Raw genomic sequence first — 23,942 nt, forward strand, 5'->3', positions numbered from 1 at the left:
ATTACTAAACGGTAATTATGGCTTTTCTAACCAAATACGCCATGTAGTAGATCCATTAACACGCAGATAATATTCACCAGCCTCTTCGATCAAATAAGTATCTTCACCACCTCCACCTATGTGGAGGTTTTGAACGATATTATCTTCACTGTCGTGCAACGCTAATACAAAGATGGCACCGTCACTCTGAAATCTTAATTGGGTAGGTCCAGATACCTTAAACATCTCCGTTTTAGCTGTACGCTTACCTGCAAAATTAGGCTTCTTTGCACTCAACGCATTTAAATCTAAATTATCGTAACACTCCAAACGCCTATCAGGCTGCACTAGAGCCCTGCATTGTTCAAATGCCGTATTCACATCAGCAGATACAGGTAAAGGTGCTGCCAGAAACCCAGTGGACACAAGAGCCACTATAGAGCACTTCTTAACAAACATAATAGGAATCCTAATTTGATTGAAGTAAGCGGAGATGATCATAGGACTTAGCTTTAGTTTGCAGCTTACAGCTCCGTTCATCCTCTGGATCGTCACACAGGACTTCTACACCATCAGGGTAATGACTAAGATTTTTGCATTGCGCAACAAACATTAGGCCACCACTTTCGGTTTCATTGCGCGCTAAACTCTGCTCGACACAATCAGACTTCATCATTATGAGCCGCTTTACTTGATAGTCTTTTACAGAGGCCAAAGCACTCACAGAGACCAAACTTAAAATAAGAATAGAAAAAGTATTACGCACGAAAACCTCCCTTTAAATCAGAGTGTTAAACAAGCTTAACATCTAAAAATAAATATCAGGGATTTCGGGAAATGAGACAGACCTAAAGTACAAATTGTACTAGTACCCTAAGTCTAGGCAGGATCAGGACATAAAAAAGCGGCCCTCAGAGGGGCCGCAATAAACGCAAGAAGCTACTTGAAATAGCTTACTTGAGAGCTAGCAATGTTCAGATGCCAGCTCCCGTGGACTTCCGCTTAGAAGAAGCCTAGAGGGCTTTCGCTGTAGCTAACCAACATGTTCTTAGTTTGCTGGTAGTGCTCAAGAATCATCTTGTGAGTTTCACGACCTACACCAGACTTCTTGTAACCGCCGAACGCAGCGTGTGCTGGGTATAGGTGGTAGCAGTTCATCCATACACGGCCAGCCTCAATGCCACGACCCATGCGGTAAGCAACGTTAGTGTCACGTGACCATACGCCTGCACCTAGACCGAACTCAGTGTCGTTAGCGATAGCTAGTGCTTCTGCTTCGTCTTTGAATGTAGTTACAGAAACTACTGGACCGAAGATCTCTTCTTGGAAAACGCGCATGTCGTTTGTACCTTTTAGAAGAGTTGGCTTGATGTAGTAACCGCTACCGAAATCACCGTCTAGTTTTTCGATACCGCCGCCTGCTAGTACTTCAGCACCTTCGTCACGACCGATGTCGATGTAACCTAGGATCTTGTCGAACTGTTCTTGAGAAGCCTGAGCACCAACCATTGTTTCAGTATCTAGTGGGTTACCACGTTTGATCTGACCCATACGCTCAACAACTTTAGCTAGGAACTCATCAGCAATATCTTCTTGAACTAGAAGACGAGAAGGACAAGTACATACTTCACCCTGGTTGAAGAATGCTAGTACCGCACCTTCAACAGCTTTGCTTACGAACTCATCGTCCTGAGCCATAACGTCGCTGAAGTAGATGTTTGGAGACTTACCACCTAGCTCTGTAGTAGATGGGATGATGTTCTCTGCAGCACATTTCATGATGTGAGAACCAACTGGAGTAGAACCAGTGAATGCGATCTTAGCAATACGTGTGCTAGATGCTAGAGCCTGACCTGCTTCGCCACCGAAACCGTTTACAATATTCAGTACGCCTGCTGGTAGAGCTTCCTGGATGCACTCAAGAAGAATAAGGATAGATACTGGAGTCGCTTCAGCTGGCTTCAGTACGATAGAGTTACCTGCTGCTAGTGCTGGAGCAATTTTCCATGCAGCCATTAGTAGCGGGAAGTTCCAAGGGATGATCTGGCCAACAACACCTAGTGGCTCGTGGAAGTGGTAAGCAACAGTTGTTTCGTCGATCTCACCGATAGAACCTTCTTGTGCACGGATGCAGCCAGCGAAGTAACGGAAGTGATCTGCCATTAGAGGAACGTCTGCAGCTAGAGTTTCACGAACTGCCTTACCGTTGTCCCAAGTTTCAGATACAGCCAAACGCTCTAGGTTAGCGTCGATTAGCTCAGCACACTTCAGTAGAACGTTCTGACGTTCGATTGGAGAAGTTTTGCCCCAAGACTCTTGTGCAGCGTGAGCAGCGTCCAGTGCCAATTCGATATCTTCAGCAGTGGAACGTGGAATTTCACAAATTGGTTCACCAGTTACAGGCGAGTTATTGGTGAAGTATTCACCTTTAACAGGAGCTACCCACTCACCGTTAATGAAGTTGCCATAACGTTCTTTAAAGGAAACAACTGAACCTTCTGTACCCGGCTTAGCGTAAATCATCTTCTAAGTGCCTCTTTATATTTATCTTACTGCCGTCTCTACTGACAGTTAATTTACTTTACCAACCAATATTAGCTATCCAGCAAGAATTACAGGTATCATCCCTTGGCATTGAAAAATTAATTATTTAGTACTAGTTATCGAGGCCCCACCCCTACGGGCTTTTAGAGATTGAGCCAAGGCTACGCATAATATCGAGTACTAAACCACTGATTAACAAAGATAATTCTAGAACACGCATCTTATTTTTAAGGCTCGCACCCCATATAAATAAACATCAATTAGCTATAGTCTTATGCTATAAGGGATTTTCAAGGCGAATAAATTACGAGGCTGGAACTATGACGAAGTTATACCAAGTATCTACTTGGCAAGAATTTCTTGCTTTAGTCGAGTCAGAAGAACTCCGTGGCTGGGCATTTCGTGGACAACGGGACGCGGAATGGAGCCTTGAGAGTTCGCTTACTAGACGCCTCAAACAGTTTGTCCCCCAAAGCAAATGGCATGAACGAGAAAGTAGAGCCATTCGTGTATTTAAACGTAAAGCTCACTATTTCCTCAATGACACCAGCGCACTTAAGGATGACTTTCGTTGCTTAGCGTTAATGCAACACCACGGCGCACCAACTCGGCTTTTAGACTTTACCAAGTCGCCCTACGTCGCCAGCTATTTTGCCCTACAATCCTGCACAACACCTGCTGCTGTTTATGCAGTAAACACCCCTGCTCTATGGCATAAAGCAACACCACCAGGCTTACCCGAGCTCACACGAGATGCAATTGACCCTCGTACGACGGACAGCCTTGGCAAATATTACCTTTCAAATAACTACCCGATCGTCTGGCCTGGTGAACCATGGTCGATGGATCGAAGAATCGTTGCCCAAGCAGGTACTTTCATGCTGCCTGGCAGAATCGATGTTTCAGTTGAAGAGCTATTAAATAATTACGAATATGATCAGCCACTTCTAGCTAAGATTGTCCTTAGCCCTGAAATCAGAAAAGAAGCAATGGAAGCGCTTTATCGAATGAATATCAGTAGCGCCACCCTTTTCCCTGATCTAGATGGCTTAGCACGTTCCATCTCATATGAACTTGAGGTTAGCTGGGTAGGCACACCCGATCCTAAAAACGATCAACTGATGCAGGACAAATGAGCGCGCTTCTCACATAGCTAAATAACAACCACAAGATTAAAATGATCCGATCTCTTAACTTGGAATCGGATCATGTATTCAGAAAGCCCAGAAATTGAATCCATCAACACTTGGACCTCTCCACTGTTTGTTACGACAAACCCTGATCACGAGTTCTTAAAAGAAGATCTTCTCAATTACATCTACAACTATCAAAAGCTTCACAATCAAACCAAAGCCGTTGCCAGCGAAGTAGCAGTAAGTGCAAAACATAAACTATTTGAGAGCAAGCTCTGCTTTCTGGAATCTGATGAACCGGTGATCCTTGAGCTTAGACGCATGCTCGAGGAACTACTGTCTGCCATAGCCACACAGGTAAACACGCCATACTGGCCAGAAGGCGCTGAAGGTGATGCAACCATCATTGAATCCTGGTTCCATGTCACTAAGGATGGCGGTTACCATGACATCCACTCGCACCCTAATTGCTCTTGGTGTGGAATCTATTATTTAGATGTTGGCGAGTGTGAATTGGGTACTCGCAACGGCATCAATCGCTTTTATGATCCTCGCAACAACGCCGATCATTATGGCGATGCTGGGACAGCCTATCTAAGCGAACAGGGCTTCTGGGACTTCAAACCTGTAGAAGGTCAGATTATAATATTCCCGTCCTACCTAAAGCACTCAGCCCTGCCTTATTTTGGGCAGAAAGACCGCGTCGTGATTGCGTTCAACAGCATTGTTGATTTGATCTAATCACGCTTTATTTCAAGCACAAAAAAAGCCAGCTAAATGCTGACTTTTTTTGCTGGGACAGGCTGAGTGATATCGAAATATCACTCAGTTGTAAGTCAAAAACTTACTTAGGTAGTTTGAATGTCCAAACTGTGCCGCCCTGGTTTAGGTGCTTAACACGTTTAGCTACTTCACCACCCCATAGAGGTACTGCACCACCCCAACCGGATACGATTGATAGGTACTGCTCGCCGTTCTGCTCCCAAGTGATTGGAGAACCTACGATACCAGAACCAGTGTTGAATTCGTATTCAACCTTACCAGTCTTAGCGTTTAAGCCTTTTAGGTAGCCTTCAGGAGTACCAAAGAATACAAGGTTACCTTTAGTCGCTAGAACACCACCCCATAGTGGAGCGTAGTTCTTGTGACGCCATACTTCTTTACCAGTTTTTGGATCCATCGCACGTAGAACACCGATGTACTCGTCGTTCATTGGCTTGATAGTGAAACCAGCACCTAGGTAAGCTGCACCTTTTTTGTATGCAGTTGGCTCATTCCAGATGTCCATCGCCCATTCATTAGAAGGAACGTAGAACAACTCAGTGTCTTGGCTGTATGCCATAGGCATCCAGTTTTTACCACCTAGGAAAGAAGGAATAGCTAGAACAGATGTACCTTTCTTACCATCTTTAGAATCAGCTGGGTTACCTGGACGGTTTGCATCGTCATAAATTGGACGACCAGTCTTAGCGTCTAGGCCTTTAGCCCAAGAGATTTTATCTACGAATGGGAAACCACGGATGAAATCACCGTTCTGACGGTTAAGAACGTACATGAAACCGTTACGGTCAGCAGTCGCTGCCGCTTTTACAGTTTTGCCGTTAGCTTTATAGTCAAAAGAGATCAACTCGTTTACACCATCGTAATCCCAACCATCGTGTGGAGTAGTCTGGAAGTGCCAAGCGATCTTACCAGTATCTGGATCGATAGCTAGACGAGAAGATGAGAATAGGTTGTCACCAGGACGTAGGTGAGAGTTCCATGGTGCTGGGTTACCAGTACCGAAGAATAGAAGGTCAACTTCAGGATCGTAAGTACCGCCTAACCAAGTTGCAGCACCACCAGATTTCCAAAGATCGCCAGGCCAAGTTTTGCCTGCTTCACCACCGGAAATACCGTTTTCCATTTTCTTGCCATCTTTCCAGATGTAACCCATGTGACCTTCAACTGTTGGACGAGTCCAAGCAAGTTTACCAGTCTTAGCATCGTAAGCTTCTACTTTACCAACGATACCGAATTCACCACCAGATACACCAGTGATTACTTTACCTTTAGCAATTAGAGGAGCTGCAGTGATTGAGTAACCAGCTTTGTAATCTTCTACTTTCTTCTTCCAAACAACCTTACCAGTCTTAGCGTTTAGAGCTACTAGTTTAGCGTCTAGAGTACCGAAAATTACTAGGTCGTCGTATAGAGCAACACCACGGTTGATTACGTCACAGCAAGGCATGATGCCATCAGGAAGACGTGCATTGTATTCCCAAAGCTCTTCACCAGTGTTTGCATCAACAGCGAATACACGAGAGTAAGAAGCGGTAACGTACATCACACCGTCTTTAACTACAGGCTGTGATTCCTGACCACGCTGCTTCTCACCACCGAAAGAGAACGCCCATACTGGACGCATGTCTTTAACAGTTTTAGTGTTGATTTTTGTCATTGGGCTGTAACGCTGACCACGTGGGCCCATACCATTTGTTACAACATCTTCAACAGTCATCTGGTCGTTAACGATATCTTTATCAGTAACACCAGCCTGTGCTGTGCCTGCCACAGACATCGCTGCAACTAGAGCAGACAGTGCGAATTTTTTCATTGTACGCTTCCTCTACGGATATTTTTTTTTTGGCGTTGAGAAGAGAGCCGGGAAATTTTCCCGAATCATGAAGGCAATTGTTTTGTTTTACAGCAAATACAACAATTAAACAGCAGAAGTACTTTTCTAGTCCCTTGGTAGTAATACCGCTATTTTTAAGTAAATTCAGCAGCTTACGCCGCCATTCAATAGCCCATTAGTCATAGCACAAACATGAGTATAGACAGGAATTACCGTTTAACTAGCCAAAGAAAGGAGCAAAGCAAAGCAAAGCAAAGAGGATTTAATTTGAGTTTTTCTATTTATAAAAACAAGCAGACTCAGAAAGCCTGCTCTTCATATTTGGGATAAAGGTGCGCAACAGTTCTGGCAAATTCCCGCTTACTTAATGCAATACCATCAAAATCTTTGGGGATCGGCAGTTTAATCACCTCGGTCATACTTAAACCATCCTGAGCTGCCCGCACTAAAACCCGATCCAACCAATCTAGATAGGCTAGCATTTGATCTAATGCTCTAGCGTCTGTAACAACGGGCCCATGACCAGGCACCATAACCTTGTAATCAAGATCCTTTAATTTCAGAATCTCTTTTTTCCACTGATGAATCCCAGGCGTATGAGGAGTGGTTAACGCTCGCTGATAGAAAACCATATCTGAGGCAAACACAACGCCGGTTTTTTCATCCATGACAACCAAATCCGAACCTGTATGACCCGTAAAAGGAAGTAAATGCAATCTATGTGAGCCAAGCTCCATTAACTGAACATCCAGTATTTTGCTTGGCGGGATCGCCTCAGTCGACCGCATCCAATCACCAACTAGTCGATACATATTTTCAGCAAAAGCATTTCCATGAAGCTCAATTCCCTGCTGTGTACCAGGGAGAGAAAGTATCTCTGCATCTGCAAAAGCTTGATTTCCTAAAAAGTGATCCGGATGGTGATGAGTATTAAAAACAACCTTGATAGGTTTATTCGTAACACTTTCTATTGCCGCCTTTAACGCTTTACCATATCTAAGGGATGGCCCAGTATCGATAACAACAACCCCATCTTCTGTTACGATAAAGCCAGTATTGACAATATTGCCGCCATTACTCTTTGAAAAGTCTTCCAACTTCCCCTTCAATAACCAAGTGTTATCAGCAATTTTTTGCGGTTTTAAATCATAAGAAAGCGGCGCCGCTGAAGCTGAATGAATCACTGCAGCAGCAGATAGGGCCAACAACAATCTTTTCATCAATCAACTCCTAGAGCGCATTCTCAAACTCATTACCACCATTATCTCGCATCCAGATACGATGACCTTGAGAACCATCTCTGACATCAAAAGTTAAAACTGGATTTTCACTGACAGGCTGAGACAACTCTAATTTTGCAAGTGGCGCACCTTCAAAGTTACGCACCTCTACATTCTCTATATAGAATTCAGGAATTGAACTAACTAAGCCGGTGTCCATCGGATGAACGACTTTAAGTTTATAGCGCCCCCCCTGCTCTCTGGGGAAAAACTTACTTTTCATTTCACCGAGATGGTCCTGCCAGTAGGTATTGGCAGCAGCGGCGCTTGGCGTGGTACACCCTCCACCTGCAGCGTCAAGATAGCTACCACCTAGATGCCAAACACCAGACTTAGAAAGTACAGCTGCTCTAATAGCAGTACCCTGCTGGACCTTAATGCGCATAGAAAGGTGAGGCACAATTTCTTTGTGGGGATAATAAGTAAAGATGTGCTGAATTGGATTAAGATCAGCAAAAACGACAATCTTATCGATCTTCCCTGCTAACGCTTCAGCATTAACAGTAATAGGAACCTGCGTAGGATCTTCAGCAAATTCAGGCACAGTGACTTTGACATTACTATCAAACACATATTCCTGATCGCCAATAAACTTGGCACGCATATGATCCCATAAAGGCGACTCTAGAGGATCTTGCTGGCCTGAATAACCAGCAATTGGTAAAGCAGCACTTATCAAAAGTGCTGCAACATTTCGCTTCAACATGGCATCCTCTTATTATTATTTGAATGCTATTTTTTCGAGCGTTGCTTTATAAAGCTATTTTACATCCTGGTAAAAAGCAGGCATCTCATAACTGAGACCGTACTTGCTATAAACTTGTTCCATTTCACCGGAACGAACCATAGCTTCGACAACATCACCTACAGCATAGCCAAGCTGTCTATAGGTATGCTTAACAGCCATCCCTATGTCCCATTTCTGCTTACCCATATTTGGATAACCATTCACGCCCAGCTTAAATTTCTTGTCGCCCGACTTACTGACTAACCAATCAACTTCGGCGCGCATTGCCATAACGGCATCTACCTCACCAGACTCCATACCTTTAAACGCTTCACGCGCATTCGTATAGTGGTGAGTCTTATCACGCATTCGCCCACCAAAAGCTGAAGTCAGATAAAACGCCGGTAGACTATCAATTTCCACCCCTACTGGGTGATATTGGAATACCGCCACTGTAGAAACGTTATCTAACTTTTCACTATCGTAAACAACTTTCCAGCTTTCACGCTGATAGGGCCCAAACATAACCACCATTTCATTAATAACGGCGCCTGTCGAATCCTGCATATAGCTGTATTCACGATCGTACGGAACACGCATCATGACATCGGCAATGGTTTTCAGTGCTAATGCATTTCCTTCATCTTTGTCGAGATAATGCCCTTTCCAGACATTATTTCTTAAATCATCTTCAAGGTTTTCATCTGGCGTGATCCAATGCTCACGGAATTCAACGCCTAGCTTTTCAGCAATTTTCTTACCGACTTCGACATCCACACCAACAGCTTTGCCGTTTTCCATATAGGAATATGGTGGGAAATCACGATAAAAACCAACCCTGATATACCCGCTATCAATTACATCGTCGTAATAACGAGCTTGCGCCAGGCTGCTAAGCAGGCTGGCGCAAGTGAAAATTATAGCGTTAGAAGCGCTTAACTTACTCATCCGTAGCGCGAGTTTCTAACCAAGCACGGATAGCCCAAAGAGCTTCTTGGCTTAGGTGTTCAGCCATTTTTGGCATGTAAACACGACCGTCACGTACTGCACCGTTAACAACACGGTAAGCATACCATTCGTCACCATCAACTCCTGGTTCTAGGTAACGTAGATCTGGCGCGATACCACCAGAAATCGCATCTAGACCGTGGCAACGTGCACAGTTTTGAGTGTAAGCAGACTCACCGATTTTAACCGCTAGTTCACGGTTTTCGTAATCTTCAGTGTAAGGGTTAGATTCTTCCCACTCTTCACCTAGAACTTTTAGGCCTGTTACATCGATAGCCTGTGGAGTTACATCACCGTGCGCCATTGTCTGGCCAGAAATAACTGCAGCTAACATACCCGCTGTAGTCATGCTCAAAAGTTTCTTGTTGATAGACATCTTTTTTTCACCACTTTAGTTTTTATACTCTCGCCTTCCCCAGTTAAATGAAATACTGACTGAGGGATATCTGCGTGTTCAGATACCTGACGATCATCTCTACATTAAGCCAAAGCCACCCACTCCAGCTGTTTGCATATATGATATTGCGTGTGCAAAATCAGCAAGAATTGTACTTTGGGTTCCAAAAACTACTCCCTTGGTAGGAATGTCGACCCAGATTGCAACCTAAGTAGCATTTTGTACGCCATCTATCCATACCTGAGCACTAATCCCTCTTTATTAGTACGTGACTTCTCCCTAAGACTCTCGGGATTTTATCCTGCACAAACAGGACTTAACCCCTGATTAACAGGGAATCCTGCCGTTGTCGTATATATACCCTTAAGCCGAGAATGGTTACCAGCGAATATCAATCGCAAGTTATAACTTTCCTATAACACTAGGGTTTATAAAAATGACAAAAAAAATAAACATGACAGACTTAAAGCCGCTTTGCGCTGCAATTGGTCTTAGCTTAGTAGCAGGCGCTGCTACTGCTAAACCAGTTACTTGGGACGACATCAAAAATGACGCAAACACTCCAGAAGACGTTCTAGGTTACGGTATCGGACCTAAAGCACAGCGCTGGAGCGACATGACAGAGATTAACGATAAAAACGTTAAGAAATTGACTCCTGCATGGTCTTTCTCCTTTGGTGATGAAAAACAGCGTGGTCAAGAAACTCAAGCACTAGTACATGATGGCATCATCTATGTAACGGGTTCTTACTCTCGTATGTTTGCACTAGACGCTAAAACGGGTAAGAAAATTTGGTCTTACTCTTACCGCCTACCAGACGACATCCGCCCTTGCTGTGACGTAGTTAACCGTGGCGCAGCTATCTTCGGCGATCTTGTTTACTTTGGCACTCTTGATGCAGCTATCGTAGCTCTAGACAAGAAAACTGGTAAGCGCGTTTGGAAGAAGAAATTTGCTGATCACACTGAAGGCTACACTATGACTGGTGCACCTACGATCATCAAAGATCAGAAAACGGGTAAAGCAATGCTTATCCACGGCTCTTCTGGTGATGAGTTTGGTGTAGTAGGCAAACTATTCGCTCGAGACCCTAAGACGGGTGAAGAGATCTGGATGCGTCCATTCGTTGAAGGTCACTACGGTCGCCTAGACGGCAAGAAGAGCACACCTACAGGTGATCCAAAAGCTCCATCTTGGCCTGATGATCCAAACTCACCAACAGGTAAAGTTGAAGCATGGAGCCACGGTGGTGGTGCACCTTGGCAGTCCGCTAGCTTCGACGTTGAAACAAACACTATCATCGTAGGGGCTGGTAACCCTGCACCATGGAATGGTTGGGCTCGCACTTCTCCAGGCGGCAATCCAGCTGACTACGACAGCCTATACACTTCCGGTCAGGTTGCAGTAGATCCATCTACGGGCGAAGTTAAGTGGTTCTACCAGCACACTCCAAACGATGCTTGGGATTTCTCTGGTAACAACGAACTTGTTCTGTTCGAATACAAGGACAAAGGCAAGACAATCAAAGCGACAGCTCACGCTGACCGTAACGGTTTCTTCTACGTTGTTGACCGTCAGAACGGTGACTTCATCCGCGGCTTCCCATTCGTAGACAACGTTACTTGGGCAACTCATATCGATCCTAAGACTGGTCGCCCAGTTGAGGTTGAAGGCCAACGCCCACCACCACCAGAGCCAGGCAAGAAAAAGGGTAAATCCATCGAAGTTTCTCCTCCTTTCCTAGGCGGCAAAAACTGGAACCCTATGGCTTACAGCCAAGACACAGGCCTATTCTACCTTGGCGCCAACCACTGGAAAGAAGACTACTGGACTGAAGAAGTTCACTACAAGCGCGGTGCTGCTTACCTAGGCCAAGGCTTCCGTATCAGAAAAATGTACGACGACCACGTAGGTGTTCTTCGTGCAGTAGACCCTAAGACTGGTAAGATCGTATGGTCTCACAAAGAGAAACTTCCTCTATGGTCTGGCGTTCTCGCTACCAAAGGCAACCTAATTTTCACAGGTACTGGTGATGGTTACTTCAAAGCATTCGACGCTAAGACTGGCGAAGAACTTTGGAAATTCCAGACTGGCTCCGGCATCGTATCCTCCCCTATCACTTGGGAAGAAAATGGCGAACAGTACATCGGCCTAGCTAGCGGTTACGGTGGCGCGGTACCTCTATGGGGTGGCGACATGGCTGACCTAACTAAGCCTGTATCACAGGGTGGTTCTTTCTGGGTATTCAAACTCCCTAAGAACTAATAGTTACTACTTGATGTAACCCAAGCCCGCGAGCTCCCCAATGCTTGCGGGCTTTTTAGGATAGAGATATGAAAAAAACAATATTATTTACGCTCCTACTGTCCAGCCAACTTGCTACTGCAGATGAACTAGTGATTAATGGCTGCACCATTGCCCCAGATACTAAATGTCCAGGCGTTAATTTGTCGGGTGCCGATCTAAGCAATGCAGATCTGTCTAGAGCTGATCTAACTGGCGCAAACCTAAGCGGTACTATCCTTCGTCACGCAGTTCTTAAAAACACCAAGATGGAAAAAGCAGATCTATCCAATGCAGATCTTGCTCGCGCGGATATGAGACACGCAACAGTTCGAGGCTCAAACCTAAGCCATGCCAATCTTGAAGCTATCAACGGTTGGGCATTGTTCGCGCAGGGCGCAAATTTTTATCGCGCAAATTTACATGGCGCAAATTTAAATTTCTCTCGTCTTAGCAGCGCTAAATTCGTAGAAGCCAACCTTCAGGCTGCAAATCTAGAAATCGCCTGGATGACAAAAGCTATTTTGACAGGCGCCAACCTTAAAAACGCCAATCTACAGGAAGCTAAGCTAAATGCCGCGTCTTTAGAAAATGCTGACTTCACAGGCGTTAGGAAGCACTACGCTACATTCCAAGCAACCTATATGGACGGCTGCAAAGGCTGCCCATTTGGTTGGTCTAAGAATTAAATCCAAACAACAAAAAAAGCGCATCGAACTTTGTTCCATGCGCCTTTTTTATAACCAAACTAATGCTAGCTCACATTAGTTCCCACTTTCACAAGACCGGTCTCTATAGCCAGATGCACTAATTCCGCCGTTGAACCTATATTCAACTTACTTTTTAGTATTGCGGTATAGTTAGAAACCGTCTTACTACTAATGCAAAGCTGTTCTGAGATCTCTTTGACATTATTGCCTTGCGCTAACATAACAAAGATCTCAAACTCGCGCTGAGTCATCTCCTTAAGACGCTTATCCTTTTGCTCAGGGCGCGACACCGCTAAACGCATAGCCAACTCATGCTCGACATAAAGCTGCCCACCAGCAACCTTAGTAACTGCTTCAATCAAAACCTCCGGCGTACAGCTCTTAGTGATGTACCCTTTAGCACCTGCATCTAAAGCCTGAGTTACTACAGGTATTTCATCATACATACTGAAGAAAAGTATTTTGATATCAGGACAGCGCTGTAAGATTCGACGAGTTGCCTCAATACCACTAATGCCATTCATGTTGACGTCCATGATAACTACATCGGGTGTTTCAGATTGACACATACTATATGCCTGATCACCACTACCAGCTTCTAACACTTCACATGGAGCAAGCATTGTCGATAAAAGGCTTGCATAACCCTGACGCACTACAGCATGATCATCCGCTATTATTATTTTCATACCAATTCCTGTACTAAAGGGATTTGCAGAACAACTTCACTCCCTTTTTTATCTAACTTATTAATCTTTAGCTCACCTGACACACAACGAGCTCGCTCTTGCATTGATCGAAGCCCCAATCCTTGAGACCCAGAATCAACATACCCAACACCATCATCCATCACCCGCAGAACAAGGGCTTCGCCATCAAAAACAACCCTAACTAAAACATGCTCAGCCTGAGCATGCTGAGCCACATTATTTAAAGACTCCTGAAGTATTCGATAGATATGCGTATTAGTTTCATCATCTAACGAAGGAATAAAATCTGGTAAATCTAACGACACTTTCACTTGGTGAGATTGACGCCAAGTATCGACCTGCGTACGTATAGCATCTAACAAACCCAACTGCTCCAATATAACTGGATGCAGCTCTCTGATCAGCTGCCTGAAACTAGTCTGCATCGCATCACAATTGATCGATATTTGATTACCCACCGAAGCAACCAAATCGGTATTAGACGAGTTTTCTTTTACCAAATAGGCTTGGGCTTTAATACCCGTGAGATACTGCCCAAGATCATCATGAAGCTCCCTGGCAAGATGAGCACGTTCAGTTTCCTGCAAACGCATTAATTCATGGGTCAGCTTTAAGTTATCACTCTGAGCCTCCTGAAGGGAGTGAGCCATAGAATTAAAATGACCAGCTAACTGATTGATTTCTTTAATAGAATACTCTTCAAGTCGAGCAGCATAACGGCCCTTTTCAATTTCATTCAAAGCTGCAAGAAAATCTGATACAGGCTTAATCCCCTGACGGACACCAACATAGATTGCTAAATTTGAAAGTAATGCACTCAGCACAAATAGGACAAATACGTGCTGTACAGATTCCCAAACTTCCTCAACCTCATCGGTAGGATCTGCTTGCAGCTTTAGCGCTCTACCGTCAGGTAGGTATCGGTAATATTCTTTTTCAGTGAGCCGATCAAGTCCCGGTATTAAATCCATAAACCAAGCAGGAACTTCATCATCTATCTCTGAAGACAGTTCATCATCTGCACCTACCTCCCCACCACTTAAGGAATCATCAACAAGGATGATCTTTACGTGGCGAGTCTCTCCTTCGAGCATACTTTCAAGTAAATCACTGTCAGTGACCGCAACACTGAGTAACTGATGAGTAAAGCTAAGCCCAGCAGTAACTTCTCGAGTAATATCTTTGGTAGCTTGCTGAAGCGTTTCATAAATCGTGATCGATAGCGCTACAGCAAACACTGCTGAAACTAGTAAATTTAAGCGCAGGACTGCATTCATATGTACACCTATACTGATATCTCTAACAAAATTAGAGAACCTTCTAAGTATGCTAATGAGTCCCTATTGGTAAGAATCCCTCCAAGGACCGAAACAAAGCACTACTTAAGTACTCATTTCAACCCATAGTGGGAACAAAATGAATTATGGGGCGAACTTAATTACACCAGCATCAACTGCTAAATGAACAAGCTCCGCTGTAGATGCAATCTTCAATTTACTCTTAATCGTAGTAACGTAATTTGAGACTGTTTTAACATTAATTCCGAGTGTATCTGCGATTGTTCGATTGCTCTGACCGCGAGCAAGCATTACAAAGACCTCGAACTCTCTCTGCGTCAAATCCCGGAGACGGCCTTCTGTTACATCTTGGTTATTTAGAGCAAGTTTCATAATCAAGTCATACTCAATAAAAACCTCACCCTCTCTTATCTTTTCTACAGCTTCGATAAGCGTTTTAGGGGAGCCTGACTTGGTTATATAGCCCATAGCACCAGCATCTAACGCCTGCTTCACCATCAAAGCTTCGTCGTACATGCTAAAAAATAGGATTTTAGCATCACGGTCTTTATCTAAGATTCGGGTGGCCGCTTCTATGCCACTAATACCAGGCAGATTGATATCCATAATCACTAGATCTGGCTTTTCAGCAAAATATAACGCCTCAGACTCCTCTCCGCTTGCTGCCTCGATTATTTCACATGGCTCGATAACCGTAGGCAAGACACTTGCGTACCCCTGACGTACTACAGAATGATCATCAGTAATTAGGATTTTCATCGATACTCCAAGATATAAACTTGCACGCCAATCTTACCACCTAAAGTAGTAATTGTTTACATCTTAGCAACGAAAGAACTATGGGGTGTAACAAGAGGAAGGAGAAAGCCTGCGTACGCTTATACAAAGCGCACTCAGGCTTTAGAAAGATACGGATTATTTAACGTTAAAAACGCCTTCCATTCCTTTATGCTCTAGGCCTTCAGCGAAGAATTCAAATTTACCCGGCTTAATTGGCACGAAGTAAATTTCAGCTTCACCTTCCTGTTCAAACTCCAGCTCTTTTAAAGTAGCTGCTTTAATTTCCATATCGCCAGCTTCTACTTTGCGCAAGAAAATAGAATTAAATAAACCCGGAGCTTTCAATGCGTACTCAGTTTGACCGCTAGAGATAATCTTCAACTTGTATGACTTACCCGTCTCAAGGTTGTATTCCTTTTCAGACAAGTGATAACGATTATCTTCGGTTCCTAGAACAAGATCAGGAAGCTTTGCAGGTCTACGTGTTAAATCACCTTCAGCAACAGCCGCTGTACTAGTAATTGCAATAACAGAAGCTAAGCCGCAAGCAGCAAGATTCTTGATTAAGCTCATAATTCACCCTTGGTTTAAATTACTTATTATTTATGCACTTAATGCTAAAGACCGAACTGGGTAAAAGAATCCTACTTCAGTACTAATTGATTTCTACTTTCTTCATATTCCGAGTTCACGAAATCCCACTTATGCTGGGCATAAATCATAATAAAGATAACCGTGTTTTATGTTTAAAAATCAATCTAAGCCAACATTGACGGTACTTGCCACATTTTTCGCCGTCGCAACACATGCCCAGGCAAATCTAGAAGTTAACATAGGATATCTTCAGCAGCAGATGGATAATGGCCCGGTTTTATCAAACATTATTCCCGACCCTGAAGATTCTGGCCTCAAAGGCGCAGAGCTTGGCATCAACGACAACAACACAACTGGCCGCTTCTTAAAACATAAGTATTCACTGCAACAGTTCGATTCAGAAAATCCTGAAGAACTTATCAGCAAAGCCTCTGATCTCTATGCTCAAGGCGTTCGGTTTTTTGTTATCAACGCCCAAAGCCAGACCCTCAAAGATATCGACAAAGCGCTTCCTGATGAGGCAGTTATATTTAATTCTGGCTCCCCTTCTGATCAACTCAGAAGTAAAGAGTGCAACAACTCACTACTTCATACCCTACCTAGCCGAGCAATGCTGACAGATGCACTTGCGCAATGGCTGAAAGCTAAGCGCTTAAATAAAGTGCTCGTGATTTCAGGGCAAAAAGTTGAAGACAAGGCGTATACCCAAGCATTCAAACGTGCCGCTAAGCGCTTTGGCTTAAAGATTGTTGCCGAAAAGCAGTGGGATTACGATACCGATTTACGTCGTACAGCCCAGAGTGAAATGCCACTTTTCACACAAACTAAAGAGTACGATGTGGTCTTTGTGGCAGATGAGCGTGGCGATTTTGGCGAATACGTTTTGTATAACACTTGGCTTCCAAGACCTGTAGTTGGTACACAAGGCCTAAGCCCTGTTACATGGCACCGTGTTGTAGAACAATGGGGCGCAGCCCAACTGCAAAGCCGTTTTGACAAGCTAGCTAAGCGCTGGATGACTAATGAAGATTATGCTTCATGGGCTGCCGTACGAAGTGTAGGTGAAGCAGTAACTCGCACGAACTCTTCTGACCCCAAGGTGGCTTACGAATATATTCGTTCCGAGAAATTCGAACTAGCAGGCTTTAAAGGCAGAAAACTTAACTATAGAGAGTGGAATGGTCAGCTTAGACAACCAATTCCTCTTGTCCATCCGCGCTCTCTTGTATCACAATCCCCACAGGATGGATTCCTTCACCCTGTAAACGAACTTGATACTTTGGGCTTTGATAAAGCCGAAGTTAAATGCAGCAACTAATTGGAGTAGTCATGAATTTTAAAAAGTTATTAAAACCCCTTGCTGCAGGTATACTGATTGCCTCGCCTCTACTACACGCAGAGCTTGCCTATGTATCGAACGAAAAAGATGACACCATCTCTATCATCGACCTAAAAAGCTTGGAAGTTGTTGAGACACTAAATGTAGGCGAGCGCCCTCGCGGTATTTTATTCTCAAAGGACTACACAAAACTTTATATCTGCGCATCTGATTCTGATACCGTGCAGATTATGGACCTTGCAACCAAACAGATTATTGGCGAGCTCCCTTCAGGTGAAGACCCAGAGCAATTTGCACTTCACCCTAACGACCGCCACCTATACATCTCTAACGAAGATGATGCCTTAGTAACAATTGTTGATACACAAACTAGCGAAGTACTGGCTCAAATCGATGTTGGCGTAGAACCTGAAGGCATGGCTGTTAGCCCGGATGGTAAAATTGCCGTTAATACCAGTGAAACGACTAACATGGTTCACTGGATTGATACCACCACTTACGAGCTTATTGACAATACACTTGTTGATCAGCGTCCACGCCATGTTGAATTCAGTACAGACAGCAAGATTCTATGGGCAAGTTCCGAGATTGGCGGTACTGTTTCTGTTATCGATGTAGAAACACGCAAAATCTTTAAAAAGCTTACATTTGAAATTAAAGGTGTTCATCCAGACCGAGTTCAGCCTGTAGGTATCCGCTTATCGGATGATGGTAAATATGCTTTCGTAGCACTTGGCCCAGCTAACCACGTTGCAGTAGTTAACGCCAAAACTTATGAAGTCGAAGACTATATCTTAGTAGGTCGTCGTGTATGGCACATGGACTTCAATGCAGATCAAACCAAACTTCTAACAACCAACGGTATTAGCGGCGACGTATCGGTTATTGATATTAGCAAAATGAAAGCTGTAAAAAGCATTAAGGTAGGCCGCTACCCATGGGGCGTAAAAGTTAAACCATAGTAGTTTACTCACCCTATCAAACATATAAGGCTCACTCTGTGGGCCAATTTTGTTTATACCGCAAAGAGATTCAGCAATGAGTATCCATGTAGAATCCGTAAGTTTCAGCTACGGCCCTAGACAGGCGCTAAAGGATATTAGTTTTTCGCTAGAACCTGGGGAGTTCCATGGCCTTTTGGGACCTAATGGTGCAGGCAAATCGACACTATTCGCTTTAATAACTCGTCTAAATGCCATGCAAACCGGCGATATTCGTATCAATGAGCTTAGCATCAAGAAGCAACCTTCTAGCCTAATGAAAAAACTAGGCGTTGTGTTTCAGCAAAGCACCTTAGATTTAGATCTTACAGTTCAGCAAAATCTTTTATACCACGCTGCATTGCATGGCATATCAAAAGCCCAGGCTAGCGATAGGATCAAACTTGAGCTAGAACGAATGGAAATGTCAGATAGGACCAATGACAAGGTCCGAAGCCTTAACGGCGGTCACAGACGCCGTGTCGAGATAGCACGCGCACTCCTTCACCAACCAGAAATACTTTTATTAGACGAGCCAACTGTAGGTCTTGACCCTCAAACCCGCAGAGCACTTAACACCCATGTCCGCAACCTTTGCACGGACGAAAAATTGACTGTGCTATGGGCTACCCACCTAATGGAAGAGATTAAGGAAGAAGACCACATCGTCTTGCTCAACAAAGGCCAGATCATGATCAATGACAAAGCATCTGAGATGTTGAATCAATCAGGCTTAGAGAATTTCACTGACGCTTTCCACCAGTTAACTGAAAAGCCTGCTAAGGAGGCTCTATGAGCTTTGCCAGTTATTGGAACTGTTTTTATGGCATTCTAGTTCGTGAATTTCTGCGATTCGTACAACAGCGCTCTAGATTCCTCAGCTCGTTAGTTAGACCACTACTTTGGCTAGTGGTATTTGCTGCCGGCTTCAGAGCGGCATTAGGTATCTCGATTATCCAGCCGTACGATACCTACATCACCTATGAGACTTACATCGCACCCGGCTTGTGCTGCATGATATTACTGTTTAACGGCATGCAGAGCAGCTTATCCATGGTGTATGACCGTGAAATGGGGAGTATGCGAGTACTGTTAATGAGCCCCCTTCCACGCCCATACTTACTGCTGTGTAAAATGGTTGCGACTGCCTTGATCTCGCTTACGCAAGTTTATGCTTTCTTATTAGTAGCATTACTGGTTGAGGTAGAGCCGCCGTTAATGGGCTACCTAACAGTCTTACCAGCATTACTGCTAGTTGCACTGTTACTAAGCTCTCTTGGATTATTCCTTTCGACTAAGATCAAACAGCTTGAGAATTTTGCGGGGGTAATGAACTTCGTTATCTTCCCGATGTTCTTCCTTTCTTCTGCACTCTATCCGCTTTGGAAGATGCAGGAATCAAGTGAATGGCTCTATTGGATCTGCATGGCAAATCCGTTTACCCATGCAGTTGAACTAGTCCGCTATGCACTTTATATGCAACTGAACCTTGAAGCATTAGGCATTACAGCATTCGCTACAGCGTTTTTTACTGCTTTTGCGGTTACTGGATTTAAACCTCAGAAGTCCGGTCGCTAGAATAAGCCGAACAGTTTAAAGCAAAAAGCCTCTCTTCTATGAAGAGAGGCTTTTTTATGCCTTCAACGCTGATTCGAGTTCTGCTCGATTTAACTCACTCGTACTTTTATGAAGATAAACCGTGGCAGGACGCCCCTTTAACACAACCACCTCATCAGCCAAAGCTAACGCTTCATCCAGATCATGCGTTACATAGATCATACAACGCTTTGGATTTTCGCAAACCAAATGGGAGATCAATTCCCTCATCTCCTCTCCCGTACTCATATCTAACGAGGTTAACGGCTCGTCCATCAACACCATTTCGGGATCAAGCAATAAGCAACGCGCTAAAGACACGCGCCTCGCCATACCTAATGATATCTGTGAAGGATAATGATCCCCATATCCAGATAATTTTACGGCCCCCAGCATCGCTTCGACCTTTTCTGAATTAGGCTCAATTAGGGCTAAATTCTGATTAATCGTTCTCCAAGGAAGCAACCTTGGCTCTTGAAATAGATAACCTATATCTATGCTTTCTTTATTCCAGCAATGAATCGCATTTTCAGCCAAGCCGGCTAGCTTGTTTAGTAATGTAGTTTTACCACAGCCGGAAGCGCCTAAAATGGCAATAGTTGAGCCTGCCTTTAATTCAAGCTCTATAGGTTGAAGAATGGTTTCGTCGCCGTAGCAAATCTTATCAGATGCAAATTTATACACGTTCTGAACCTCGCTGCCAGCGCTGAGCATACCGATCTAAAGGCTGCAAAATACACCATTCAATCATTTGAACAATAAAGATAAAGGCAAAACTGTAAGCAAGGATTGTTGCTACATCAAAAAGCTGAAAGGCCATATGAAGTTGAAAGCCAACTCCATCAGAGCGCCCCAACAATTCTACGACTAAAACGATCTTCCATATCAATGCCAAACCACTACGCGTCGCGACCATGATGTAAGGAAACAGTTGAGGCCACCATAATTCTGTAAGCTTTTGCTTGAAAGAGAAATGATAGGCTCTGGCCATCTCCTCCAGCTGCTCATCAAACATGCGCCCACCTTCACGTAAGGTTACAGCGACATTGGGTAATTTATTGATGATTACCGCACCGACTGCTGCTGCCTCAACCAAACCGAACCAGATATAAAGCAAGATAATTACAACTAGCGCTGGGACATTCAGAAGAATAATTAATAGAGGGTCTAATATTCTGTTTACTGTGGAAAATTTCCCCATCAGAACACCGAGTAGACCGCCAAGTAACATGGCGCAGAAGAAACTAATCGCAACTCGCTGCAAAGTAATCAGCAAACTATCCAACAGCCTTTGCTCGGACCACTCAACTTGCAAGGCGCTAAACACCTCACCAGGTGTGGGAAGCAATACGTTATTAACGAACGCCGCACTGCCCCACCATACAGCCAAGAGAACAAATATAGCTAACAGCTGGTCACTCAAACGACTTATATTGCCCGCTGAACTCATAGACCTGCCTTATAAAACATATCTTCGTTCAGCTCAGCACCTTTAAGTGATGGTTTGAATTGAGTAATCAACTTATAGAATACCTTCGCATCATCGATCTGATCAGCTGTTATAGGACTAGGTATGCCATTGCGGTACCCAGTAATAAGTGCATTAAAAACCTGGTCATTCTCAGCCCTCATTAGTTTACGAAGACCTAGCCAATGATCATCCTCATTCAACAATTGGTTCTTAGCTGCCATTACTGCATCTACAAAGCTATTTATCAACTCAGGATTACTATCCACTTGATCTTGCTTTACTAGATAGCCAAGCATAGGCAACTGACTAGTCATACCCAACTCTGCCATCATATCTTGCAGACTTATGACAGTTTTATAGCCTTCAGTCTCAAGCCTCGCCCCGTAATGCCAAAACGTGACTAACAGATCTAGACGACCACTTTTTAGTGACTGACTTAATAAGGGTGGCGAGCCAAACTGAACCTGTGCATCCGCCTCGAGATTAAGCCCATGTTTTCGTGCTGCCGCCCTGAGTAAAATCCAACCCTTATTCAAAGGCCCACCAGCAACACCTATTCTTTTACCTTTAAGCTCCGAAAGATCAGACAGCTGACTAGATGCAGGCTTCATAACCATCCCAACCTGCTTAGAGAACGGAATAAATCTAAAAGATTCGCCCTTACTGTTTCTATCCGCTGCCCATAACCAATCAGCAACAATCGCATCTGCATTTCCGCTAGTCAGCGCAACTTTTGCAGCGGACATACTAGCCACTTTAATTATATTTAGATCGAAATTATTAAGCTCATCTAATTTTTGATTCTTTAAGTGCTGCAACTCCCAATTAACGGTACCTGAAGCTAAAACAGCCACTTTAAATTGAGGCTTCTCTGCACCACCCCATACAAAAGACGGAATTAAAACCAATAAAAACAATACATTACGAACAAAAAACATAAAACTCCCATATACAACAAATTAGTGGGGCAATAGAGAAACTTAAAATAAGCCTCAATGCTGTGAGCAAACATAGTACTTTCGTACCTGTTTTTTTGCTCGATGGTAGAATTTAGACCCACACTTTCGCAGGGTGTAATAGGCGTGTAGAGAAATAGTAAGGAAAGCACCATCTGGCACCTTAAAATCGCAATGTATTTATGCGCCCTATTACTCATGAATACAGGCTTTGCAGACGATAAAAGCGATTATGCTGATACAACAGATTTTGAGCTGTTTTCAGCAGAAGGTTACCGATTGTTTCATTATCGCAGCCCTACACCATTAAAAAGCCTACACGGGAAAACACTTTTAACAGAAGATGTAATCCACCTACTAGAAACGGGAAATAAGCCTATTTTAGTAGATGTGCAACCCATCCCCTGGAATCGAGTTTTCATTCAAAAGGAACCCAGACTCCATATACCTGGCAGTGTATGGCTTCCTAACGTAGGCTTAGGCGTATTAGATGACGACTGGTCAGAATACTTCCAATCTAATCTGGAGCGCTTAACAACCGGCGACAAAAGCCTCCCAGTAATTATATACTGTCGGGCCGACTGCTGGATGTCATGGAATGCTTTAAAACGAGCTTCCGAATGGGGTTATACTAATCTGCTGTGGTATAGAAACGGCTCTGATGGCTGGATTGAACACGATTTAGAAACCAGTATTGCCAACCCTGAACCCTTTACACTAAAGAAGCATTAAATTTTACCAAGCATTAAAGTCTTACACGGAGTAAGATAGAGATAAGCTCAGGATGAGAATATAAGCTCATAATAAATATAATGAAATTGGAGATATTGTCGTGTACAAGATCCTGATCGCGGATGATCATCCGCTGTTCCGTGAAGCTATCATCAATGTTATCGAAAACAGCTTTACTGGCTGCCAGACACTGGAAACGGAAGATCTGGATAGTGCGCTTACAATCGCTCAAAATGAGGAAGAGCTAGATCTTATCCTGCTTGACCTTAACATGCCTGGAATGAACGGCCTTAATGGCTTGATCACACTGCGTAACGATCTACCAACAGTACCTGTGGTAATCGTATCAGCAGAAGAAGACAAGCAAATTGTACTTCAAGCTATCACCTATGGTGCTGTTGGCTTTATCACCAAGTCTTCACCTCGTGATCAAATGACTGAAGCTCTTCAGCAGATTCTTGCCGGCAACGTATATCTGCCTTCAGACATTATCCGCGCGAGCCAGCCTGATAGCCGACGCACTCAGCGCAAGGACGAAAACCAGATTCCACCAGAACTTTTATCATCTTTGACACGACGCCAACTGTTAGTACTTGAGCGTATGTCTAAGGGTGAATCCAACAAACAGATCGCTTACAACCTAAATATTGCGGAAACAACGGTAAAAGCCCATGTATCTGCAATCCTACGTAAGCTTGGCGTGCACAACCGTATTCAAGCAGTTCTATCTGCTGGCAACATTGACTTTAACGAATATCTTAAGCGCTAAACCTATATATTGGGTGACTGGTTCCAGTCACCCTTCCT

General features: G+C 43.9%; 25 protein-coding genes. 10 read left to right on the plus strand and 15 right to left on the minus strand.

Translation table 11 applies throughout. The features are described 5' to 3' along the window. Window positions 1-15 precede the first annotated feature (15 nt). From ACMXYP_RS09260 to ACMXYP_RS09270, 3 genes are all read right to left on the minus strand, one after another. Complete coding sequence (locus ACMXYP_RS09260; protein WP_415881353.1) at window positions 16-438, minus strand: hypothetical protein; 423 nt, start codon at window positions 436-438, stop codon at window positions 16-18. A 10-nt stretch (window positions 439-448) separates the two neighbouring features. Further along, window positions 449-745 (minus strand): hypothetical protein, encoded by a 297-nt coding sequence (locus ACMXYP_RS09265; protein ID WP_415881354.1) that lies wholly within the window; start codon window positions 743-745, stop codon window positions 449-451. Window positions 746-981: 236 nt separating this feature from the next. Continuing rightward, window positions 982-2,502: an aldehyde dehydrogenase family protein gene (locus ACMXYP_RS09270; protein WP_415881355.1), complete on the minus strand. Its 1,521-nt coding sequence runs from the start codon at window positions 2,500-2,502 to the stop codon at window positions 982-984. 341 nt (window positions 2,503-2,843) lie between these two features. Here ACMXYP_RS09270 and ACMXYP_RS09275 point away from each other — a divergent pair, with 341 nt between their 5' ends. Continuing rightward, window positions 2,844-3,659 carry an FRG domain-containing protein gene (locus tag ACMXYP_RS09275; RefSeq protein WP_415881356.1) on the plus strand — a complete coding sequence of 272 codons (816 nt, stop codon included), beginning with the start codon at window positions 2,844-2,846 and terminating at the stop codon, window positions 3,657-3,659. Window positions 3,660-3,731: 72 nt separating this feature from the next. Next, window positions 3,732-4,397: a putative 2OG-Fe(II) oxygenase gene (locus ACMXYP_RS09280; protein WP_415881357.1), complete on the plus strand. Its 666-nt coding sequence runs from the start codon at window positions 3,732-3,734 to the stop codon at window positions 4,395-4,397. Window positions 4,398-4,500: 103 nt separating this feature from the next. Here ACMXYP_RS09280 and ACMXYP_RS09285 read toward each other — a convergent pair whose 3' ends face one another. From ACMXYP_RS09285 to pedF, 5 genes are all read right to left on the minus strand, one after another. Beyond that, entirely contained in the window at window positions 4,501-6,252 is a 1,752-nt protein-coding gene (locus ACMXYP_RS09285) for a PQQ-dependent methanol/ethanol family dehydrogenase (protein ID WP_415881358.1), read from the minus strand. Between the two features lie 320 nt (window positions 6,253-6,572). Continuing rightward, window positions 6,573-7,493 carry a quinoprotein relay system zinc metallohydrolase 1 gene (locus ACMXYP_RS09290; RefSeq protein WP_415881359.1) on the minus strand — a complete coding sequence of 307 codons (921 nt, stop codon included), beginning with the start codon at window positions 7,491-7,493 and terminating at the stop codon, window positions 6,573-6,575. A 10-nt stretch (window positions 7,494-7,503) separates the two neighbouring features. Beyond that, complete coding sequence (locus ACMXYP_RS09295) at window positions 7,504-8,259, minus strand: quinoprotein dehydrogenase-associated SoxYZ-like carrier (protein WP_415881360.1); 756 nt, start codon at window positions 8,257-8,259, stop codon at window positions 7,504-7,506. A gap of 54 nt (window positions 8,260-8,313) precedes the next feature. Beyond that, window positions 8,314-9,228, minus strand: a complete 915-nt coding sequence (locus tag ACMXYP_RS09300) for a substrate-binding periplasmic protein (protein ID WP_415881361.1) — start codon at window positions 9,226-9,228, stop codon at window positions 8,314-8,316. Next, complete coding sequence (gene pedF, locus ACMXYP_RS09305; RefSeq protein ID WP_415881362.1) at window positions 9,221-9,664, minus strand: cytochrome c-550 PedF; 444 nt, start codon at window positions 9,662-9,664, stop codon at window positions 9,221-9,223. The genes ACMXYP_RS09300 and pedF overlap by 8 nt, the downstream gene beginning before the upstream one ends. A 457-nt stretch (window positions 9,665-10,121) precedes the next feature. On the opposite strand from pedF, the gene ACMXYP_RS09310 reads away from it, so the two are divergent. Both ACMXYP_RS09310 and ACMXYP_RS09315 read left to right on the plus strand, forming a co-directional pair. After that, window positions 10,122-11,951 (plus strand): PQQ-dependent methanol/ethanol family dehydrogenase, encoded by a 1,830-nt coding sequence (locus ACMXYP_RS09310; RefSeq protein WP_415881363.1) that lies wholly within the window; start codon window positions 10,122-10,124, stop codon window positions 11,949-11,951. Between the two features lie 68 nt (window positions 11,952-12,019). Next, window positions 12,020-12,658: a pentapeptide repeat-containing protein gene (locus ACMXYP_RS09315; protein ID WP_415881364.1), complete on the plus strand. Its 639-nt coding sequence runs from the start codon at window positions 12,020-12,022 to the stop codon at window positions 12,656-12,658. 65 nt (window positions 12,659-12,723) lie between these two features. On the opposite strand, the gene ACMXYP_RS09320 is transcribed toward ACMXYP_RS09315, so the two are convergent. The 4 genes from ACMXYP_RS09320 to ACMXYP_RS09335 all read right to left on the minus strand — a co-directional run bounded on the left by ACMXYP_RS09320 (window position 12,724) and on the right by ACMXYP_RS09335 (window position 16,040). Beyond that, complete coding sequence (locus ACMXYP_RS09320; protein ID WP_415881365.1) at window positions 12,724-13,368, minus strand: response regulator; 645 nt, start codon at window positions 13,366-13,368, stop codon at window positions 12,724-12,726. Beyond that, complete coding sequence (locus ACMXYP_RS09325; protein WP_415881366.1) at window positions 13,365-14,666, minus strand: histidine kinase; 1,302 nt, start codon at window positions 14,664-14,666, stop codon at window positions 13,365-13,367. The genes ACMXYP_RS09320 and ACMXYP_RS09325 overlap by 4 nt, the downstream gene beginning before the upstream one ends. Window positions 14,667-14,810: 144 nt before the next feature. Next, complete coding sequence (locus tag ACMXYP_RS09330; protein ID WP_415881367.1) at window positions 14,811-15,446, minus strand: response regulator transcription factor; 636 nt, start codon at window positions 15,444-15,446, stop codon at window positions 14,811-14,813. Between the two features lie 156 nt (window positions 15,447-15,602). Further along, on the minus strand, window positions 15,603-16,040 hold the full coding sequence (locus ACMXYP_RS09335; protein WP_415881368.1) for a copper-binding protein: 438 nt from the start codon (window positions 16,038-16,040) through the stop codon (window positions 15,603-15,605). Window positions 16,041-16,209: 169 nt separating this feature from the next. On the opposite strand from ACMXYP_RS09335, the gene ACMXYP_RS09340 reads away from it, so the two are divergent. The 4 genes from ACMXYP_RS09340 (at window position 16,210) to ACMXYP_RS09355 (ending at window position 19,958) form a co-directional block, all read left to right on the plus strand. Beyond that, entirely contained in the window at window positions 16,210-17,379 is a 1,170-nt protein-coding gene (locus ACMXYP_RS09340) for an ABC transporter substrate-binding protein (protein ID WP_415881369.1), read from the plus strand. Window positions 17,380-17,390: 11 nt separating this feature from the next. Further along, window positions 17,391-18,362 (plus strand): YVTN family beta-propeller repeat protein, encoded by a 972-nt coding sequence (locus tag ACMXYP_RS09345; protein ID WP_415881370.1) that lies wholly within the window; start codon window positions 17,391-17,393, stop codon window positions 18,360-18,362. A 76-nt stretch (window positions 18,363-18,438) separates the two neighbouring features. Beyond that, on the plus strand, window positions 18,439-19,176 hold the full coding sequence (locus ACMXYP_RS09350) for an ABC transporter ATP-binding protein (RefSeq protein ID WP_415881371.1): 738 nt from the start codon (window positions 18,439-18,441) through the stop codon (window positions 19,174-19,176). After that, on the plus strand, window positions 19,173-19,958 hold the full coding sequence (locus tag ACMXYP_RS09355; protein ID WP_415881372.1) for an ABC transporter permease: 786 nt from the start codon (window positions 19,173-19,175) through the stop codon (window positions 19,956-19,958). Before ACMXYP_RS09350 ends, ACMXYP_RS09355 begins: the two co-directional genes overlap by 4 nt. Before the next feature lie 54 nt (window positions 19,959-20,012). Here the strand turns inward: ACMXYP_RS09355 and ACMXYP_RS09360 are convergent, their stop codons facing one another. The 3 genes from ACMXYP_RS09360 to ACMXYP_RS09370 are packed head-to-tail and all read right to left on the minus strand — an operon-like array spanning window position 20,013 to window position 22,385. Then, complete coding sequence (locus ACMXYP_RS09360; RefSeq protein WP_415881373.1) at window positions 20,013-20,660, minus strand: ABC transporter ATP-binding protein; 648 nt, start codon at window positions 20,658-20,660, stop codon at window positions 20,013-20,015. Beyond that, entirely contained in the window at window positions 20,653-21,426 is a 774-nt protein-coding gene (locus tag ACMXYP_RS09365; RefSeq protein WP_415881374.1) for an ABC transporter permease, read from the minus strand. Before ACMXYP_RS09365 ends, ACMXYP_RS09360 begins: the two co-directional genes overlap by 8 nt. Continuing rightward, window positions 21,423-22,385 (minus strand): ABC transporter substrate-binding protein, encoded by a 963-nt coding sequence (locus ACMXYP_RS09370; RefSeq protein WP_415881375.1) that lies wholly within the window; start codon window positions 22,383-22,385, stop codon window positions 21,423-21,425. Before ACMXYP_RS09370 ends, ACMXYP_RS09365 begins: the two co-directional genes overlap by 4 nt. Window positions 22,386-22,601: 216 nt before the next feature. Between ACMXYP_RS09370 and ACMXYP_RS09375 the strand changes: the two genes are divergently transcribed. Continuing rightward, window positions 22,602-23,135, plus strand: a complete 534-nt coding sequence (locus ACMXYP_RS09375; RefSeq protein ID WP_415881376.1) for a rhodanese-like domain-containing protein — start codon at window positions 22,602-22,604, stop codon at window positions 23,133-23,135. Window positions 23,136-23,235: 100 nt separating this feature from the next. Beyond that, window positions 23,236-23,904, plus strand: coding sequence for a response regulator (locus ACMXYP_RS09380; RefSeq protein ID WP_415881377.1), 669 nt, complete (start codon window positions 23,236-23,238; stop codon window positions 23,902-23,904). Window positions 23,905-23,942 lie beyond the last annotated feature (38 nt).

It is taken from the genome of Neptuniibacter sp. QD34_54, from assembly GCF_047778055.1.
GTDB lineage: Bacteria > Pseudomonadota > Gammaproteobacteria > Pseudomonadales > Balneatricaceae > Neptuniibacter.

Excerpts from the sequence above, each read along its gene's own strand:
- ACMXYP_RS09260 (WP_415881353.1), bottom strand. The coding sequence starts at position 438 with ATGTTTGTTAAGAAGTGCTCTATAGTGGCTCTTGTGTCCACTGGGTTT.
- ACMXYP_RS09270 (WP_415881355.1), bottom strand. The coding sequence starts at position 2,502 with ATGATTTACGCTAAGCCGGGTACAGAAGGTTCAGTTGTTTCCTTTAAA.
- ACMXYP_RS09275 (WP_415881356.1), top strand. The coding sequence starts at position 2,844 with ATGACGAAGTTATACCAAGTATCTACTTGGCAAGAATTTCTTGCTTTA.
- ACMXYP_RS09280 (WP_415881357.1), top strand. The coding sequence starts at position 3,732 with ATGTATTCAGAAAGCCCAGAAATTGAATCCATCAACACTTGGACCTCT.
- ACMXYP_RS09285 (WP_415881358.1), bottom strand. The coding sequence starts at position 6,252 with ATGAAAAAATTCGCACTGTCTGCTCTAGTTGCAGCGATGTCTGTGGCA.
- ACMXYP_RS09290 (WP_415881359.1), bottom strand. The coding sequence starts at position 7,493 with ATGAAAAGATTGTTGTTGGCCCTATCTGCTGCTGCAGTGATTCATTCA.
- ACMXYP_RS09295 (WP_415881360.1), bottom strand. The coding sequence starts at position 8,259 with ATGTTGAAGCGAAATGTTGCAGCACTTTTGATAAGTGCTGCTTTACCA.
- ACMXYP_RS09300 (WP_415881361.1), bottom strand. The coding sequence starts at position 9,228 with ATGAGTAAGTTAAGCGCTTCTAACGCTATAATTTTCACTTGCGCCAGC.
- pedF (WP_415881362.1), bottom strand. The coding sequence starts at position 9,664 with ATGTCTATCAACAAGAAACTTTTGAGCATGACTACAGCGGGTATGTTA.
- ACMXYP_RS09310 (WP_415881363.1), top strand. The coding sequence starts at position 10,122 with ATGACAAAAAAAATAAACATGACAGACTTAAAGCCGCTTTGCGCTGCA.
- ACMXYP_RS09315 (WP_415881364.1), top strand. The coding sequence starts at position 12,020 with ATGAAAAAAACAATATTATTTACGCTCCTACTGTCCAGCCAACTTGCT.
- ACMXYP_RS09320 (WP_415881365.1), bottom strand. The coding sequence starts at position 13,368 with ATGAAAATAATAATAGCGGATGATCATGCTGTAGTGCGTCAGGGTTAT.
- ACMXYP_RS09325 (WP_415881366.1), bottom strand. The coding sequence starts at position 14,666 with ATGAATGCAGTCCTGCGCTTAAATTTACTAGTTTCAGCAGTGTTTGCT.
- ACMXYP_RS09330 (WP_415881367.1), bottom strand. The coding sequence starts at position 15,446 with ATGAAAATCCTAATTACTGATGATCATTCTGTAGTACGTCAGGGGTAC.
- ACMXYP_RS09335 (WP_415881368.1), bottom strand. The coding sequence starts at position 16,040 with ATGAGCTTAATCAAGAATCTTGCTGCTTGCGGCTTAGCTTCTGTTATT.
- ACMXYP_RS09340 (WP_415881369.1), top strand. The coding sequence starts at position 16,210 with ATGTTTAAAAATCAATCTAAGCCAACATTGACGGTACTTGCCACATTT.
- ACMXYP_RS09345 (WP_415881370.1), top strand. The coding sequence starts at position 17,391 with ATGAATTTTAAAAAGTTATTAAAACCCCTTGCTGCAGGTATACTGATT.
- ACMXYP_RS09350 (WP_415881371.1), top strand. The coding sequence starts at position 18,439 with ATGAGTATCCATGTAGAATCCGTAAGTTTCAGCTACGGCCCTAGACAG.
- ACMXYP_RS09355 (WP_415881372.1), top strand. The coding sequence starts at position 19,173 with ATGAGCTTTGCCAGTTATTGGAACTGTTTTTATGGCATTCTAGTTCGT.
- ACMXYP_RS09365 (WP_415881374.1), bottom strand. The coding sequence starts at position 21,426 with ATGAGTTCAGCGGGCAATATAAGTCGTTTGAGTGACCAGCTGTTAGCT.
- ACMXYP_RS09370 (WP_415881375.1), bottom strand. The coding sequence starts at position 22,385 with ATGTTTTTTGTTCGTAATGTATTGTTTTTATTGGTTTTAATTCCGTCT.
- ACMXYP_RS09375 (WP_415881376.1), top strand. The coding sequence starts at position 22,602 with ATGAATACAGGCTTTGCAGACGATAAAAGCGATTATGCTGATACAACA.